The 13,740-nt window shown below is 41.2% G+C and carries 19 protein-coding genes, 2 tRNA genes and 1 other annotated feature; of the genes, 3 read left to right on the forward strand and 18 right to left on the reverse strand.

Translation table 11 applies throughout. The features are described from left to right. Together BO225_RS10005 and BO225_RS10010 are read right to left on the reverse strand one after the other, a co-directional pair. Positions 1-329, reverse strand: a 329-nt coding sequence (locus BO225_RS10005; protein WP_143356701.1) for an IS3 family transposase, incomplete at its 3' end; no start/stop codon positions are given. An 80-nt stretch (positions 330-409) separates the two neighbouring features. Beyond that, positions 410-697 (reverse strand): transposase, encoded by a 288-nt coding sequence (locus BO225_RS10010; protein ID WP_076340276.1) that lies wholly within the window; start codon positions 695-697, stop codon positions 410-412. 41 nt (positions 698-738) lie between these two features. Here BO225_RS10010 and BO225_RS12895 point away from each other — a divergent pair, with 41 nt between their 5' ends. Next, entirely contained in the window at positions 739-1,131 is a 393-nt protein-coding gene (locus BO225_RS12895; RefSeq protein ID WP_083632186.1) for an IS66 family transposase, read from the forward strand. Between the two features lie 204 nt (positions 1,132-1,335). Here the strand turns inward: BO225_RS12895 and BO225_RS10020 are convergent, their stop codons facing one another. From BO225_RS10020 to BO225_RS10035, 4 genes are read right to left on the reverse strand one after another with little or no spacing between them, the layout of a single operon-like run. Further along, positions 1,336-2,499, reverse strand: coding sequence for a DHHW family protein (locus tag BO225_RS10020; RefSeq protein ID WP_076342089.1), 1,164 nt, complete (start codon positions 2,497-2,499; stop codon positions 1,336-1,338). Between the two features lie 12 nt (positions 2,500-2,511). Then, a complete protein-coding gene (locus BO225_RS10025; RefSeq protein WP_076342090.1) occupies positions 2,512-3,894 on the reverse strand; it encodes an MBOAT family O-acyltransferase in 1,383 nt (460 codons plus the stop codon). Between the two features lie 8 nt (positions 3,895-3,902). Then, positions 3,903-4,388, reverse strand: coding sequence for a DUF4358 domain-containing protein (locus tag BO225_RS10030; RefSeq protein ID WP_076342091.1), 486 nt, complete (start codon positions 4,386-4,388; stop codon positions 3,903-3,905). A 16-nt stretch (positions 4,389-4,404) separates the two neighbouring features. After that, complete coding sequence (locus tag BO225_RS10035; protein WP_076342092.1) at positions 4,405-5,160, reverse strand: SGNH/GDSL hydrolase family protein; 756 nt, start codon at positions 5,158-5,160, stop codon at positions 4,405-4,407. A 158-nt stretch (positions 5,161-5,318) separates the two neighbouring features. Here BO225_RS10035 and BO225_RS10040 point away from each other — a divergent pair, with 158 nt between their 5' ends. Next, the gene (locus BO225_RS10040; RefSeq protein WP_076342093.1) at positions 5,319-6,125 is read left to right on the forward strand and encodes a Cof-type HAD-IIB family hydrolase; all 807 of its coding nucleotides are present in this window, start codon (positions 5,319-5,321) and stop codon (positions 6,123-6,125) included. On the opposite strand, the gene BO225_RS10045 is transcribed toward BO225_RS10040, so the two are convergent. The 8 genes from BO225_RS10045 to BO225_RS10080 all read right to left on the reverse strand — a co-directional run bounded on the left by BO225_RS10045 (position 6,122) and on the right by BO225_RS10080 (position 11,091). Next, positions 6,122-7,048: an ABC transporter ATP-binding protein gene (locus tag BO225_RS10045; RefSeq protein WP_076342094.1), complete on the reverse strand. Its 927-nt coding sequence runs from the start codon at positions 7,046-7,048 to the stop codon at positions 6,122-6,124. The two genes, BO225_RS10040 and BO225_RS10045, sit on opposite strands and share 4 nt — an antisense overlap. Continuing rightward, complete coding sequence (locus BO225_RS10050) at positions 7,045-7,767, reverse strand: ChbG/HpnK family deacetylase (RefSeq protein WP_076342095.1); 723 nt, start codon at positions 7,765-7,767, stop codon at positions 7,045-7,047. Before BO225_RS10050 ends, BO225_RS10045 begins: the two co-directional genes overlap by 4 nt. A gap of 64 nt (positions 7,768-7,831) precedes the next feature. Beyond that, positions 7,832-8,200 carry a 50S ribosomal protein L7/L12 gene (gene rplL, locus BO225_RS10055; RefSeq protein ID WP_076342096.1) on the reverse strand — a complete coding sequence of 123 codons (369 nt, stop codon included), beginning with the start codon at positions 8,198-8,200 and terminating at the stop codon, positions 7,832-7,834. A gap of 24 nt (positions 8,201-8,224) precedes the next feature. Further along, on the reverse strand, positions 8,225-8,761 hold the full coding sequence (rplJ, locus tag BO225_RS10060; protein ID WP_076342097.1) for a 50S ribosomal protein L10: 537 nt from the start codon (positions 8,759-8,761) through the stop codon (positions 8,225-8,227). Between the two features lie 33 nt (positions 8,762-8,794). Further along, positions 8,795-8,913 (reverse strand) — a sequence feature (ribosomal protein L10 leader region). Positions 8,914-8,942: 29 nt separating this feature from the next. Further along, positions 8,943-9,629 carry a 50S ribosomal protein L1 gene (gene rplA / locus BO225_RS10065; protein ID WP_076342098.1) on the reverse strand — a complete coding sequence of 229 codons (687 nt, stop codon included), beginning with the start codon at positions 9,627-9,629 and terminating at the stop codon, positions 8,943-8,945. A gap of 11 nt (positions 9,630-9,640) precedes the next feature. After that, positions 9,641-10,060: a 50S ribosomal protein L11 gene (gene rplK / locus BO225_RS10070; protein WP_076342099.1), complete on the reverse strand. Its 420-nt coding sequence runs from the start codon at positions 10,058-10,060 to the stop codon at positions 9,641-9,643. A gap of 108 nt (positions 10,061-10,168) precedes the next feature. Further along, a complete protein-coding gene (locus BO225_RS10075; protein ID WP_076342100.1) occupies positions 10,169-10,666 on the reverse strand; it encodes a tetratricopeptide repeat protein in 498 nt (165 codons plus the stop codon). 2 nt (positions 10,667-10,668) lie between these two features. Then, a complete protein-coding gene (locus tag BO225_RS10080) occupies positions 10,669-11,091 on the reverse strand; it encodes a hypothetical protein (protein ID WP_076342101.1) in 423 nt (140 codons plus the stop codon). 87 nt (positions 11,092-11,178) lie between these two features. Here BO225_RS10080 and BO225_RS10085 point away from each other — a divergent pair, with 87 nt between their 5' ends. After that, complete coding sequence (locus BO225_RS10085) at positions 11,179-12,003, forward strand: choline/ethanolamine kinase family protein (RefSeq protein ID WP_076342102.1); 825 nt, start codon at positions 11,179-11,181, stop codon at positions 12,001-12,003. Between the two features lie 499 nt (positions 12,004-12,502). Here BO225_RS10085 and BO225_RS12430 read toward each other — a convergent pair. The 4 genes from BO225_RS12430 to BO225_RS12055 all read right to left on the reverse strand — a co-directional run bounded on the left by BO225_RS12430 (position 12,503) and on the right by BO225_RS12055 (position 13,626). Then, a tRNA-OTHER gene (locus tag BO225_RS12430) sits at positions 12,503-12,597 on the reverse strand. After that, positions 12,584-12,979, reverse strand: a complete 396-nt coding sequence (locus tag BO225_RS10090) for a hypothetical protein (RefSeq protein ID WP_076342103.1) — start codon at positions 12,977-12,979, stop codon at positions 12,584-12,586. Before BO225_RS10090 ends, BO225_RS12430 begins: the two co-directional genes overlap by 14 nt. 260 nt (positions 12,980-13,239) lie before the next feature. Further along, positions 13,240-13,315 (reverse strand) — tRNA-Glu (locus BO225_RS10095). Positions 13,316-13,458: 143 nt separating this feature from the next. Then, positions 13,459-13,626, reverse strand: a complete 168-nt coding sequence (locus tag BO225_RS12055) for a UTRA domain-containing protein (protein WP_158023836.1) — start codon at positions 13,624-13,626, stop codon at positions 13,459-13,461. Positions 13,627-13,740 lie beyond the last annotated feature (114 nt).

The raw sequence follows: 13,740 nt of genomic DNA on the forward strand, positions 1-13,740 counted from the left end.
CACCATACACTGTCGGGATCTTTTGGATTGAATTGTCTTTTCAGAAGATTGTGAAGTTTTCGATCATTCCCTTTAGATATGGTCGTTTTTATCTTGTGTTTCAGATATTTCGGTTTGATATTGGCTTCTTTCATAATCGAATAGACATACTTCTGGCATCCTTGGATCCCTTTCTTGTGCAGGATCTCTGCGATCTTGGGCGAGCCATACAGCTGGTGCGAATCGTTGTAGATCTTGACGATTGCTTTTTTTGTTTTTTCCCGTCGGACTTTTGTCTTGGATGGTTTGGATCTTAAATACTTGTAGTAGCCGGAAGGGCTCTTCTCCAATATAGCCAGTATACCCGCTATCGATGCTTTGGGATGTTTCTCTTTGTATTCCTGGACCGATCGATAGAGGAGACGAGCCGTTACTTGCCGAGTATACTGATTGCTTTTTTTAATACATTGAGCGCGTCCTGGGTATCTCTGAGCTGCTTTTTAAGATGGGCGATCTCTTTGGCTTCATCGCTGGCATAGTTGCCGGATCCTCTTACGACGACCTGATCGTCATGCTCTTTATAGCTTTTTACCCATCCTCCAATTGTTGTGTCATGGACTCCGAACTGTTGCGCGATCTGGGTGTAGGCAAGGTCTGGATGATCGAGTACATACTGAATCACCTGTTCCTTAAATTCTTTGTCATATTGCTTTGCCATTTTTCATTCCTCCTCATTCTGGAATTCAAATTGTTCTTCTTATGACATTCTACCACTTGAATTTTCAGAGGTTTAAGGGATGCACCATTAATACTAAATCCAGCGCCTTCAAATATATGCTTGCCCGAAAGGAAGAGCTGAGCAGCTACCTGGACAACGGAAGTCTGCCGATGACCAATTCGCTTGCCGAAAGGACGATCCGAAATTTTGCGGTAGGAAGAAACAACTGGCTGTTTTCGGGAAGTCCTAGAGGAGCCAAGGCTTGCGGAGTACTCTACTCGATCGTAGAAAGCGCCAAAGCCAATGGGCTGATCCCTTACAAATACATCCTTCACCTTTTAAAAGAACTCTCAAGACATGCTGGAAAGCTGACCAGCGAAATACTGGAACAATGTATGCCTTGGAATCCAAATTTGATCAGCATATGCCAATAAAAACAAAGACGCTCATCGCAGGTAGAGATATTGTCTCTGATTCGATGAGCGTTTTCTATACGCTGTTTTAATTCCCGCTTACGAAAAACCTGAGAAAACACTTTTTTCCCAGGTTTTTGTACGAGATAATTCCAAATTGCTTTTAGTGCTTTATGGATTGGAATTTAAGTTTTCAGTTTACGAAAAAAGATGCCTAAGAGCATCTTATTGATTTGCCGTTTGTATAGCGCTATTCAAGACATCAAGAAGCGATGTATCAGTCTGAAACGAATTGTAGTTATACAAGAAGAGAACATCCGTGATCATATCAGATTCGATCAGCCGTGTGATGTCATCATAATAATACCGTGGATCGACGATCGTGATCGAGCGATAATACGGAAGAAGGAACTGGATCATGCTGTTGGCATAACTATCTTTAAAAATCAGTAGATGCCGAGTCGAATCCGTATTTAAATTGATCTGGACAAGACTATCGTTTCCTCCGAAGAAAACCTCATATTGATCCTTTCTATGCAGCGCTTCATCATCATAGATCGTAGGCACGGGATTTCCATCATTATTGTAAGTCACCAAATAATCTGGATTGTTTTTCGCCACATAAATATCGATCGTATCCTTCAAGAAGACGCTTCCCGTTTTCGACTCCAGAGTACCTCTAAACGAATTAGAAACAGGCATCCTTTCATAATCACTGTAGGCAATTTCCATTCCTTGAGACTTTAAAAACTGTTTTGCGGCATGATAGGCCCCCAAGCTCGTCCAGTGATGATCTGTTTTATAATATTGGTATTTATTTTGGTTCTTCTCCAACGTCTTGCCCACATCCAAAGCGTGAATATCTTCTGGAAGCTGGCTATAAAATGAGTCGATCGTTTGCTGTTCGAATGCGCCAGGCGCAAATGGAGGTAACTTGTCTTGGTCGATTTGAGCCGCTGTTGGAACGATCATCACCGAAGTATTCAAAGGAAATCGGGCATGAAATGCTTGGATCGTCTGCGCTTTTTGGCTCATCAAAGCCTCATTGGGTGCTCCTGCTTCTTGAATCAGGGCACCTTTTCCTAAATACACATCATCGATCTTCTGGATCCCTGTTCCTTTCTTCAATAAATAATTCAAATGAAAATAGAGATTCCTTCCGACAAATTGATCAGAAAACCAATTCGTCATGTTCCTAGTCCATGAACCATCTTCAAGACTTTGAAGCTGCAAGGCTGGAAAGGTCTGCAAAGGACGATTTTCTACATTAGAATGGTCGCGATCTGGCCAAATGACATTTATGATCAATCCCAAAACAAGAATGCCAGAAAGAATGACAGAAAACAGAAGAGCGGATCTTCGTTTCATAGAAGCTAATTTATTTTTCATACGCTCTCCTTTCTAAAATGCGTTGTACAAAAAGGTCTGCGCCGTTGAACTCACAAGATACGCTACCATCATCACGAACACGCAAATTTTAAACACCCCTACGCCAATAACAGCCTGTTTAGAAAAGAGAAGAAAGATCTTCTTTTCGATTTTTTCATAGAGCGTTCCGCACAGCAAAAACGCGAATACGAAAAGCAACCAATAGCTCGAGAGGTAAAAGAGCGCATTTTCGCTCGCAAAACTTGAAATGCCGATCCCAAGCATATTTCCGAGATGTGAAAAAGCAGTCATGATCGTCGGCGAAGAGAAAAACACCCAGCCTATATTGGCGATCAAGAATGTCAAAATGATATTTACGGCTGCTGGTAAGCGATCGATCCACTTTTGAAACAGGAATTTTTGTCCCAAAAGCAACAACCCGTAATAAAGTCCCCAAATAACAAATGTCCAATTGGGGCCGTGCCAGATTCCGGTCAAAAGCCACACGATCAAAATGTTGCGAATATACTTTTCTTTGGATACGCGATTTCCGCCAAGGGGAATATACACATAATCGCGAAACCACGAGGATAAAGAGATATGCCACCGCCGCCAAAAGTCTTGAACGCTTTTCGCAATATATGGATGATCGAAGTTTTTAGGGATCTCAAATCCAAACAAATATCCGATTCCGATCGCCATATCCGAATAGCCAGAAAAGTCATAATACAATTGAAACGTGTAAGCCAAGGAAAGAAGCCAGGCGCCCAAAAAAGAAGAATCGTTTCCCATGGCCGCAAACACCAAGGCGAGCTGGTCGGCAAAAAAGACTTTTTTGACAAGACCTTTTAAAAATAGATCCATGCCATGGGCAAAGCGGTCCTTTGAAATCGTTCGATGCTTTAAATACTGCTCAAAATCCGTATATTGAGAAATTGGGCCCATCGTCAGTTTTCCAAAAAAGGATACGTAGAGCCCAAACGCGACTACATTCTTTTGTGCTGGGCATTTATTCAAGTAAAGGTCCGCTAAATACGAAAGGATCGAAAATGTATAGAACGAAAGCCCGATCGGGGCATGGATATTTTGCGTTTGCGGCAAGATCGAGCCAAACCAAAATCCAATGTATTTATAAAAAGCCAAAACAGCCACATTATATAGAACCGAACTCCAAAAAATCAGTCTTCTTTTTCTTGGCATGTCTTGCGTTTGTTCAAGTTGCAGGCCTGAGCAGTAATTCCATACGATCAAAATCAGCAAAATATAAAGATTCTGGATCGACCCCCATGCATAGAAAAGTAGAGAAAGAAGGAGCAGGATGACGTTTTGGACAGATGTTTTTTTCGTCCAAGCGCAGCTAGCCAGCCAGCTGAGCGGAAGAAAGCCAAATATAAACAATAGACTTGTAAAACTCATAGTTCCCCCTATAAACTCTTTTCAAATTGTGAAGCAATCTGCTCGGCTTGCGGTCCCACCACATACAATCCATAGTTAGCATGAGAGATGAGCTTCCCTTTTTTCATCAAGTCATACTGCTCTGGCGCATAGCCTTCATATGTTGTTGTCTGGCTTTCGATTCGCTTTTGGATCGCGTCTAGGAAACTTTTTTTGGCTTCTTCTGTATTGAATTTCGCTAGTACGAGCTCATCGGCATCCATCGCATTGTCGCTTCGATAAAACGCGATCTGTTCGAACATGGAGGCATCGAGATCTAAATAACGCTTTAGCGCCAAAACATCCTTTTGCGGATATTTGCTCATATCGACTCCCTCGATCGTCGCCTGAAGCACTTGGTCGAATGGAGCGTTGCTCATTGGCTCGGTCTGGAACAGTGGTGCAACGAGCACGAGAAGCGCTAGGATACAGCCTCCTTTGATCAACCACAATCCATAATCTTTGATTATTTTCATAGTCACTATTATCCCCTTATTTTTGATTTTGACCCGCAAGATACATTTTTTCTGCCCATAGTTCATACGTAGAAGGCACAAAATGGATCCCATCGTTTTCATACATCGATGGATCGCTGATCAAATCGGAATTATCAATATAGATCCATCCTCTTCGTTCGCAAAGAGCTCTCAATTGATCATTATATTCTGGGATCTTTTCTGCGATCGGTCCATCGCCTTGGATCGGTATGATGGAATTGACATAGATGTTCGCATCCGGAACGATGTCGAGTACCTTTTGAACGTACGATTCAAACAATTGATCATAATGCAGTCCGTCATCGGCAAGCCCTAAATTGGATTCAATATCATTGATCCCAAAAGAGAGATATACATTTTTGGGATGGCGTTCTTGGATCGTTGGCAAATCTTGATCGATGCTTGTTACATTGACTCCTATTTTAGCAAGATTATTATCAAGCGGAATCCCGCAATATGAACTAAACCCTCTCATTCTTGAGTCGCCTAAAAACACATAGTCCGTAAATACGTCAGAATATTTTAGTTCGCCAGAATCGAGTTTTTCTTGAACTTCGTGGAATCGTCGCTCTTCGAGTTGATTGGATAGCTCAGTGATATCTTTCGCTTTTTGGCTTTTTAAATAAGCGATGCCATTCATCTTTTGTGCAGAAGAATGGAACGAAAATAGAATCGAAGCGATAAGAAGTATTAAAATTCCTATAATGAAAAAAACCTTAAATCGTTTAAGGCCTTGTATGATCTTAACCATAATTTCCCCTTATTTTTATTGATTCTTTTTTAGAATAATGCGGTGCTACCAAAAAGTCAATTTTTAAAAAGAAAAGTATAAAACTCAAAAAAGTACGGGAGTTTATTTTCAAAATCTTTCCGATTATAATGGAACCATACAAGAAAAGAGGAATACGCATGAAACATAAAATTGTATTTTTCGATATGGATGGAACCTTGTATCAAACAGAAAACGATGTGATCCAAGATTCGACCATAGCTGCCATCCAAAATCTAAAAGAAGCTGGCTATATTGTGGCAGCCGCAACAGGGCGCCCTCTCAATCAAATGAAACTGATCCTGCAGCGTCTCGATTTCGATTATTATGTTTTGATCAATGGAGGCTATATCTTGGATCATGATTTCAATATGATCTCAGCTTCCCCGATCAAACACGATACGCTAGAATCGCTTGTCAAACTTGCCCAAGACCAAGAATATGGTTTGATGCTTCATTTTGGAGATGCCACATATATATACAACAATTTTTATCCAATGTATGATTTCAGCAAATACTGCAATGTACTTGATTCATTGTTCTATGATCCGACTCAATCGTTCCATAAACGCCACGACGCGTACAATGCGGTCATTTTAACGAAGAATGTGCAACCGCTCCAAGATTTTATGGAAGATCATGAAGATCTTCGTTCCGATCTTATCAATGTGAAAACGAACGGCTTCTGCTATGATATCTTCAACGTGGAAAACGATAAAGCGCACGGAATCGAAATGATCTTAGAGCGTGAAGGTTTGACGTGGGATGATGTCATCGCTTTTGGCGACTCTACCAACGATACGAAAATGCTGGAAAAAGCGGATATTGGGGTCGCGATGGGAAGCGCAAGCGATTATGTAAAGAGTTTCGCTAATTTTTCAACGACAGATATTCAAAACCACGGGATCTATAACGCATTAAAAAAGATCATGGCGGATGAAGATTAATCTTCAAACGCGATGATCTTTGATGGATCTAAATAAACAGGAGCCTTTAGTAAGGCTTCTTTTTTTGATTCTAAAACACAAAAACGCGCATTGGCGATTTTACCGACAAAAAGAGTGGAATCTTCATACGGAATTTCGAATTCGAGTGTAAAGGTCCCATAACAGATCCAATATTCTCGTTTTTGAAACGAACAATCGCATGGTCGGATCCCATAGACTTTGTTGTTGATGTAAATCGTATTGATTCCGATCAAATCAAGCGAATTGGCGACATCGATACTTTGCGGATGTTCAAAGATATCGAATGGAGAATCGATTTGAACGAGATTTCCTTGATCCAGTGCGGCCAGGATCTCGCCAAGAAACTGGGCTTCCTGAAAATCGTGACTGACGCTGATCAATGTCATATTTCTGCTTTTTTGAAAATCGATCAAATCGATCAAAAGCTCTTTTTTGAGGGCTGGATTAAGGTGGCTGAACGCTTCGTCGAGTAATAAGATCTCTGGATTCGAGACGAGTGCCCGAGCCAATGCAACCCGCTGCCTTTCTCCTCCAGATAGATAAGCCGCTTTTTTGTCAAGGTACGAGGCTGTCCGCGTGCGGGCTGCGATCATTTTCACCTTTTTTGTGATCTCTTCTTTTGTATATTGGCGATGATCCAATCCATAAGCGATATTATCAAAGGTGGTGAGATGATCAAAAAGAAGATCGTTTTGAAAGACCATCGCAATCTTGTTTGATTCTTTTATGATCGTTCCACTCGTGGGTGATTCGAGGCCGGCGATCAATTTAAGCAAGGTGGATTTGCCTGCTCCGGAAGGGCCAAAAAGGACGAAGCGTTTTCCAGCAGGAATATCGAGCGAGATCGAATGAAGAACTTCCTTTTTATCATATTTTTTCGTAATCTTTGTGATTTGAATCATAGTTCACTATACCGGATGCTCTTTCCTTGTTTTCTAAAATAGGTTTGGACTTCTTGATCGAGCAAGAAGGCGTGATCTGTACATCTTAGCTTCGTAAGCGAGGAAAGGCGGAATACATCTTGATCTAAGAAGCCTGGATGAAAGATCAGAAGGGTGGTTTCTTCTTTTGGCCATTGTTCTTGTTCTAGCCAAGTAGAAAAGGGCTCTTTCCTTTCATAGAATAGTGCTCGATCGCTTGTTGCCTTTTCTTTTTTAAAGTGAAGCTTGCATACGACATTGTATTCTTCCGCTACTTTTTGAAGGGCTTTTTCGATCGAGGGTGTTAAGAAAACATGATAATCGATATAGTCTGGTTTTTTGCCGACGAGCTGGATGAAGGCTTCCATTTGCGCGCGGGCTTCTTGATCCACATCTTCTTCGCGAAAAGGATCACTCTCTTTTTGCATCCTATCTCGATAATAAGAAGAAGAGAAGAAATTGCCACTTGGATCCGTTAATGTCGATGGATTTGGCGAGGTGGCTTTTCCTAGGCAAAGATTAAAGTGAAGGCCAAGATCGATCGGATAAGAAAGCAGTTGATGTACATCTTTTTTAAGTTGCGGCATATTCACGAGTAGACTTACATTTTTAATGATAGAGGAAGCAAGAGAATCGAGCAATCCTAGATCATAGGCTTTGGAGAGTCCAAAATCGTCGGCTCTGCAAATAAATGTTTCCATTAGGGCTCCTTTCCAATAAAAAAAAGACTTTGTCGTTTGACAAAGTCTATTTTACAAAGTGAAATTACTTAATTTCAACAGTTGCGCCAGCACCCATCAATTTTTCTTTGATTTGGTCAGCTTCTTCTGGCGCGATGTTTTCTTTGATGACTGCTGGTGCAGAGTCAACAAGTTTCTTCGCGTCTACCAATCCAAGACCAGTGATTTCACGTACGGCCTTGATTACGGCAACTTTTGTTCCACCTACAGAAGTAAGAGTTACTGTTACTTCGCTAGGTCCTGCTGCTTCTTCTGCAGCGGCTGCTGGTGCTGCTACGGCAGCTGCGGCAACAACACCGAATTTGTCTTCGATTGCTGTTACTAAATCATTAAGTTCTAAAATTGTAGCTTCTTCTAAGTAAGCAAGAATATCGTCTTGAGTTAATTTAGCCATTGTTCTTTTCCTCCTAAAATATTGTTACGCGGCAGCTTCTGCAGCTGCTTCTTCTTGAGCTGGTGCGCTTCCATTTTCTTTGGCTTCTGCCAATGCTTTGATCGTCATCGCGAACTTGATGACTGGAGCGTTCAATACGGAAGCGAATTTTGCCAACATACCTTCTTTGTTTGGTAATGCGGACAACTTCTTGATCGTTTCTTCATCGACAACATCGCCGTCGACAATTCCAGTTTTCAATACCAGTTTATCATGTTCTTTCGCGAATTTTGCTAAAACACGAGCTGGAGCTACTGGATCTTTACCAAATGCCAAGGCGTTTGGTCCTTTTAATGTTTCTGCGAACTTGCTGTATCCTAAATTTTCGGAAGCACGACGCGCTGTGGTGTTTTTGTAAACTTTGAAGTCTACATCTTCATCACGAAGTGCACGGCGGAGTTCGGTCAATTCTTTTACAGTCAATCCACGATATTCTACGAGGACAACTGAGCTTGCATTTTCCATTTTTTCCGTAAGTGCTTTGACTTCGGCTTCCTTCTGAGCGAGGACATCTTTGTTCATGCAATCCACCTCTTCTTTCTATATATCGTTACAATATTCAAAAGAAAAGCCTGCATGAGCAGGCATACATAAAAAGCTTAGGAATGTATAACCCCTCGGTAACTTGATTAAGCTTGCGCCGTTACTGTCTTTGGAATATTGATAACAATCTTATATTACTGGTTTTATTGAGTTTGTCAAATTATTTTTGACGTTCAACATGGATTCCAGGACCCATTGTTGTTGAAAGGACAAGGTTCTTGATATATGTACCTTTAACTTTTGTAGGACGCGCTTTAGCGATCGTACGATAAATAGCCATGAAGTTTTCAACGAGCTTGTCTTCATCGAAGCTGATCTTTCCGATCAACACGTTGATGTTTCCTTCTTTGTCGACACGGTATGTGATCTTCCCTTTTTTAACTTCGTTGACAGCATTAGCGATATCCATCGTTACTGTTCCTGTCTTAGGGTTAGGCATCAACCCTTTTGGTCCTAAGATACGCCCAAGACGTCCAAGTTTTCCCATCATGTTTGGAGTCGCGATCAAAACATCGAAATCAAACCATCCACCTTGGATCTTTTGGATCAATTCATCCGATCCAACGAAATCTGCTCCGGCTTCTTCGGCTTCTTTTGCTTTATCGCCTTCCGCAACTACGGCTACTTTTTGAGTTTTTCCTGTTCCGTTTGGAAGAACCATTGCGCCACGGATCTGTTGGTCCGCGTGACGTGGATCTACGTTCAAATTGAAGCTAACTTCAACTGTTTCATCGAATTTTGCGCTTGCGGTTTTTTTCGCAAGAGCGACTGCTTCTTCAATCGTATAGAATTTGTCACGATCCACGAGCTTTTCAGCTTCTTTAAATCTTTTACTTACTTTTGCCATGTTCCGTCTCCTTATTCCATACCTTCTACTTTGATACCCATATTTTTTGCAGTACCGGCAACGATTTTCATCGCCGCATCGATATCATTCGCATTCAAATCTGGCATCTTATATTCAGCGATCTCACGCAATTGATCCATCGTGATCTTTCCTGCTGTTTGTTTTTGGTCACCGCTCGCTTTTGAGATTCCAGCCGCTTTCTTCAACAAGTTGGCTGCTGGTGTCGTTTTCAATACGAAATCGAACGACTTGTCCTCATACGCTGTGATGATAACAGGGACGATATCTCCTTTGCGATCTTTTGTCGCATCGTTAAACGCGTTACAGAATTGTGGCATGTTGATTCCAGCACTTGCCAAAGCAGGTCCTGGTTTTGCTCCTCCAGCCATGAACTGCAACTTACAAACTTTTGTTACTTTTTTCTTGCTCATAAGACGCACCTCCTATATTTTGGTCTTATGCAGTGGTTTACGAACTGTGTTCTCCCACGCATGCTTTTATATAATAGACTAAAAAAAGATGGATTACAAGTCCATCTTTTAATTCCTTGTTTTTGATTCCATTTTTTGGATCATTGTTTCATGCTTTAAAACAGTTTCGGCATCGATTCCCGCCTTTTTTGCTTTTTCGTTCCAAAATTTTGCTTGTTCAAGATTGCGAGATGTCCCTTGGGCCATCAAATACATCATCGACAAGGGGTCGTACGCTTTTGGATAACCGCCTAATGCTGCTTTATTCATGAAATAATACGCTTGTTCTCGATTGACTTCTTTAACGGAGGGGTCCAAAGAAAGTTGAGCCAGGATATACATACTTTCCAAATCTAAATTGAGAGCCGCTAAGCGAGCATAGATGTAAGCTTCTTTTTTGTCCAGATACTCTTGGCTCAAATACAGATCGACGAGTTCTTTTTGGTTTTCGAGATCCCCCCAATTGGCAGCTTGCTTCATAAGAGGAAGTGCTTCCAACACGCGCCCCTCATTTTTCAGTTGCTCGATCTCTTTTTTCAGGTCATTGATTAATTGTTCTTGTGCCATACTCAGTCCCAGATCTCTTCCCAATAGTGATCGTGATCAAATCGATCGTTGTATTCATCGAGTGGATACCACTCATCATCATCGTATGTATCATAGGTATTCAAATACGATCCAAATTGATAGAGCGCTCCATGAAGGCTGCTTCCAAATGCATAGATACCGATGATCGCACAGCAAATGCCCGCGCACAATAGAGCGATCATTTTTTTAGAGTGATCAAAATCTTTCCAAGCTAAAATGCTTGCAACGATCGCGAGCGCGGTCGCGATAATGGTCGGGATAAAACCAAGCCATGTCGATAAAAGGATCAAAAAGAGCGATAGTCCGATACAGATCAAGGATACGATCCATAATTTGCTTTCTGTTTGTATTACGATTGGTTTTGGTTGTTCTTCTGGGATCGTTGGGATCTTAGGTTGTTCCATATTCTTCACCTCTATAAAAAAGTATACCACTTGCTTTGTTGGATTGCATTCGTCTCACCTTACTAGGATCCGTGCTATGATAGAAGCATGGATAAACTAGAAGTCAAACAGTATTTAGAGAACATTTTTCATCAAGAGATCCAATTGTACAGAACCGATAAAGGGATAAGCAATGTATCGTATTTAATGCGCATGGATGATCAAACGTATATGGTCCGGGTTCCTAAAAAAGAGCACGGTTTGCTTCGTGTCGATTTTAAAAACGAATATGAGGTGCTTCAAAAAGTCAAGGCACTCGATGTTCCGCTTGTAGGGATGGATATTCATAAGGGAATCAAAGTAACAAAGTATATCGAGGGTGTGCATGAATTTTCAGAAGCGAAAGGTTCAACAAAGTACGAACAAACGGGCAAGATGTTAAAAACGCTTCATTGTCTGGATGGGGTCGATTTTTATTTTGATCCATTTAAAAAGCTGTCTGAATATCGAAGTCAAGTCAAAGAGCGGATCGTTTTCTTTGAGGAGGAAGAGAAGATCATCGAGGCGGTCTTCTTGATCTATCGTCCTGATACTTTGTGCCATAACGATGTCGTTTCTGGCAATCTTCTCTTTTCGAATTGCCGTTCCTATTTGATCGATTATGAATATGCGGCCATGAACGATTTTCGGTTCGATCTTGCGAGTTTCTTTTCTGAAAACCAAATTGAAGACGAACGTTCTCGTCAACTATTTTATATAGGGTATGGGATCGAGTCTTCGATCGATCCAGAGATTCGTTTATTTGAATGTTTTGAAGATATATTATGGGGATATTGGGCCAATATGCTGTATGATCATTCAAAAGAAGAGATCTATCGAATCATTGCTAAGGAGAAAGAAGCGCACTTTCAAAGAACCAAAGCGATGATTTAATGATTCTAGAGAGCATTGGGCTCTCGTTTTTTATTTCAAAATCCGGTCTTATGTACGATAAGAACGATGAAGTGCAATAATTCAAAGAACTTCGATAGCATTCAAGTTTGACAGAACATTAATCCTCTAAACGAGGGATACCGCAAATGATCTTGACCACTGCCGCGCCAGTGTCTTCTTTCCTTTTCCAGTATTTGAAATTGTTCTGCAGACTGAAAGTTGCTGCCTCTCACACCATCTTGATCGCGAAGGACCTCGCCTTCGCAGAACGCAAAATAATTGTCGATCAGCCCAGTGATCTAATCCTTGCTTGTGTATTTTGGTATGGCGCTCACACTGCCGCCTCCTTTCCTTCACGAATAGTCGGGTATATGATGACACGAAAAAAGCGCCCTGATTTCTCAAGACGCTTCATCCCATCAAGAAGTTAACCCGCTTTCAGGATTTCTTTTTGCGGTTCCCGCAAATATGCTTTATACATCACAATCTTCTCTTTGGTAAGAACAGGCAACCGGAATTGAACCGATGGCTCCGCAGTGGATCAAAAGACCCATACATCACAGCGTTCTGCCAGCCTGAACTATTTTCTGTTCTTTAAGAAATCATACCAATAGCGACGAGCCTTTTCAACCATTTTTCTTTCGCTCTCCGAAAGAGATGTGGCCCCTTCCGGGCCATCGTTTTCGTTGTGGAAATATCTATGATGCGTATGGGGCTGCATTCCGAGATGGGCCAGATCCAGATTGATCTCTTTAATTCGTTTACCATCTGAATCGAAATAGACAATCTTCTGCAATTTACGATCGCCGGCTACCACATAAATCCGTCCTTTGGTCATAGTTTCCATCAGAGACTCAGACTGGCGAGATACTTTAGAGACAAACGCTATGTTCCCTTTAGTGAAATATGGTTTATATTGCGATCCATACTTGTTTCCTTTTTGGCTAAATCCAGAACTTGCCCCCCTGCCACCCATCAGCGGATCCTCCTCAGCCTCTTATGGAACCGGATCAAACTGAACGATCGGCGAACCTGTACAGCATTCATCCTGAACGTCTCCATAATTCGAGCCACGACCACGCTGAATATCTATGCGCATCTTATCAATGATTTCGAGAAAGATACGATCGATGTTTTGGATTCGTTATTTTGATTTTTTGGAAAATAGTAGCATTTTGGTAACATTCAACAAGAAAAAAGCCTTTAGGTGCTTTACCTAAAGACTGAGCTTACAAATGGTGACGCGTACGGGATTCGAACCCGTGAATGCATGCGTGAAAGGCATGTGAGTTAACCGTTTCTCCAACGCGCCATTTAGCTTTCTGTCTTGCTTACCTCAAGTACTCACTTATATTAGCATAGCTTTCCTAGGCGTGCAAGCAAAAAAAGAAAAAAATTTCGATTTTTTTATAAACAAAAATCGAACCCGTTTAGGATCCGATTCTTTCAACAAATTTAATGATTATACGCGATCTTACCTGTGGAATGCATATAAGTATAAAGATCGCTTCGATAATAGCTGATCGTGTATTCGATAATATTATTATCTTTATCGTACGTTACACGCTTGCGCGCCAATACTGGCAGCGATTTGGGGATGTTGAGAGATTCCCGTCTTTTCAAGTTGAGTACTAACTTGTTTATAAGTTGAAGACATTTTCACTTGTTTGTCCCTAGTTATATCATTAAATTCCCTTTATTTTAAGGGCTTTTTTATTTTTTGTTTCTTTAAATTCT

The sequence above is a fragment of the Dubosiella newyorkensis genome (assembly GCF_001945605.1).
Taxonomy (GTDB): domain Bacteria; phylum Bacillota_I; class Bacilli_A; order Erysipelotrichales; family Erysipelotrichaceae; genus Dubosiella; species Dubosiella newyorkensis.

What these genes read in the sequence shown, in the direction of transcription:
- BO225_RS10010 (WP_076340276.1), bottom strand. Translation starts at nt 697, where the DNA reads ATGGCAAAGCAATATGACAAAGAATTTAAGGAACAGGTGATTCAGTAT.
- BO225_RS12895 (WP_083632186.1), top strand. Translation starts at nt 739, where the DNA reads ATGACATTCTACCACTTGAATTTTCAGAGGTTTAAGGGATGCACCATT.
- BO225_RS10020 (WP_076342089.1), bottom strand. Translation starts at nt 2,499, where the DNA reads ATGAAAAATAAATTAGCTTCTATGAAACGAAGATCCGCTCTTCTGTTT.
- BO225_RS10025 (WP_076342090.1), bottom strand. Translation starts at nt 3,894, where the DNA reads ATGAGTTTTACAAGTCTATTGTTTATATTTGGCTTTCTTCCGCTCAGC.
- BO225_RS10030 (WP_076342091.1), bottom strand. Translation starts at nt 4,388, where the DNA reads ATGAAAATAATCAAAGATTATGGATTGTGGTTGATCAAAGGAGGCTGT.
- BO225_RS10035 (WP_076342092.1), bottom strand. Translation starts at nt 5,160, where the DNA reads ATGGTTAAGATCATACAAGGCCTTAAACGATTTAAGGTTTTTTTCATT.
- BO225_RS10040 (WP_076342093.1), top strand. Translation starts at nt 5,319, where the DNA reads ATGAAACATAAAATTGTATTTTTCGATATGGATGGAACCTTGTATCAA.
- BO225_RS10045 (WP_076342094.1), bottom strand. Translation starts at nt 7,048, where the DNA reads ATGATTCAAATCACAAAGATTACGAAAAAATATGATAAAAAGGAAGTT.
- BO225_RS10050 (WP_076342095.1), bottom strand. Translation starts at nt 7,767, where the DNA reads ATGGAAACATTTATTTGCAGAGCCGACGATTTTGGACTCTCCAAAGCC.
- rplL (WP_076342096.1), bottom strand. Translation starts at nt 8,200, where the DNA reads ATGGCTAAATTAACTCAAGACGATATTCTTGCTTACTTAGAAGAAGCT.
- rplJ (WP_076342097.1), bottom strand. Translation starts at nt 8,761, where the DNA reads ATGAACAAAGATGTCCTCGCTCAGAAGGAAGCCGAAGTCAAAGCACTT.
- rplA (WP_076342098.1), bottom strand. Translation starts at nt 9,629, where the DNA reads ATGGCAAAAGTAAGTAAAAGATTTAAAGAAGCTGAAAAGCTCGTGGAT.
- rplK (WP_076342099.1), bottom strand. Translation starts at nt 10,060, where the DNA reads ATGAGCAAGAAAAAAGTAACAAAAGTTTGTAAGTTGCAGTTCATGGCT.
- BO225_RS10075 (WP_076342100.1), bottom strand. Translation starts at nt 10,666, where the DNA reads ATGGCACAAGAACAATTAATCAATGACCTGAAAAAAGAGATCGAGCAA.
- BO225_RS10080 (WP_076342101.1), bottom strand. Translation starts at nt 11,091, where the DNA reads ATGGAACAACCTAAGATCCCAACGATCCCAGAAGAACAACCAAAACCA.
- BO225_RS10085 (WP_076342102.1), top strand. Translation starts at nt 11,179, where the DNA reads ATGGATAAACTAGAAGTCAAACAGTATTTAGAGAACATTTTTCATCAA.
- BO225_RS10090 (WP_076342103.1), bottom strand. Translation starts at nt 12,979, where the DNA reads ATGGGTGGCAGGGGGGCAAGTTCTGGATTTAGCCAAAAAGGAAACAAG.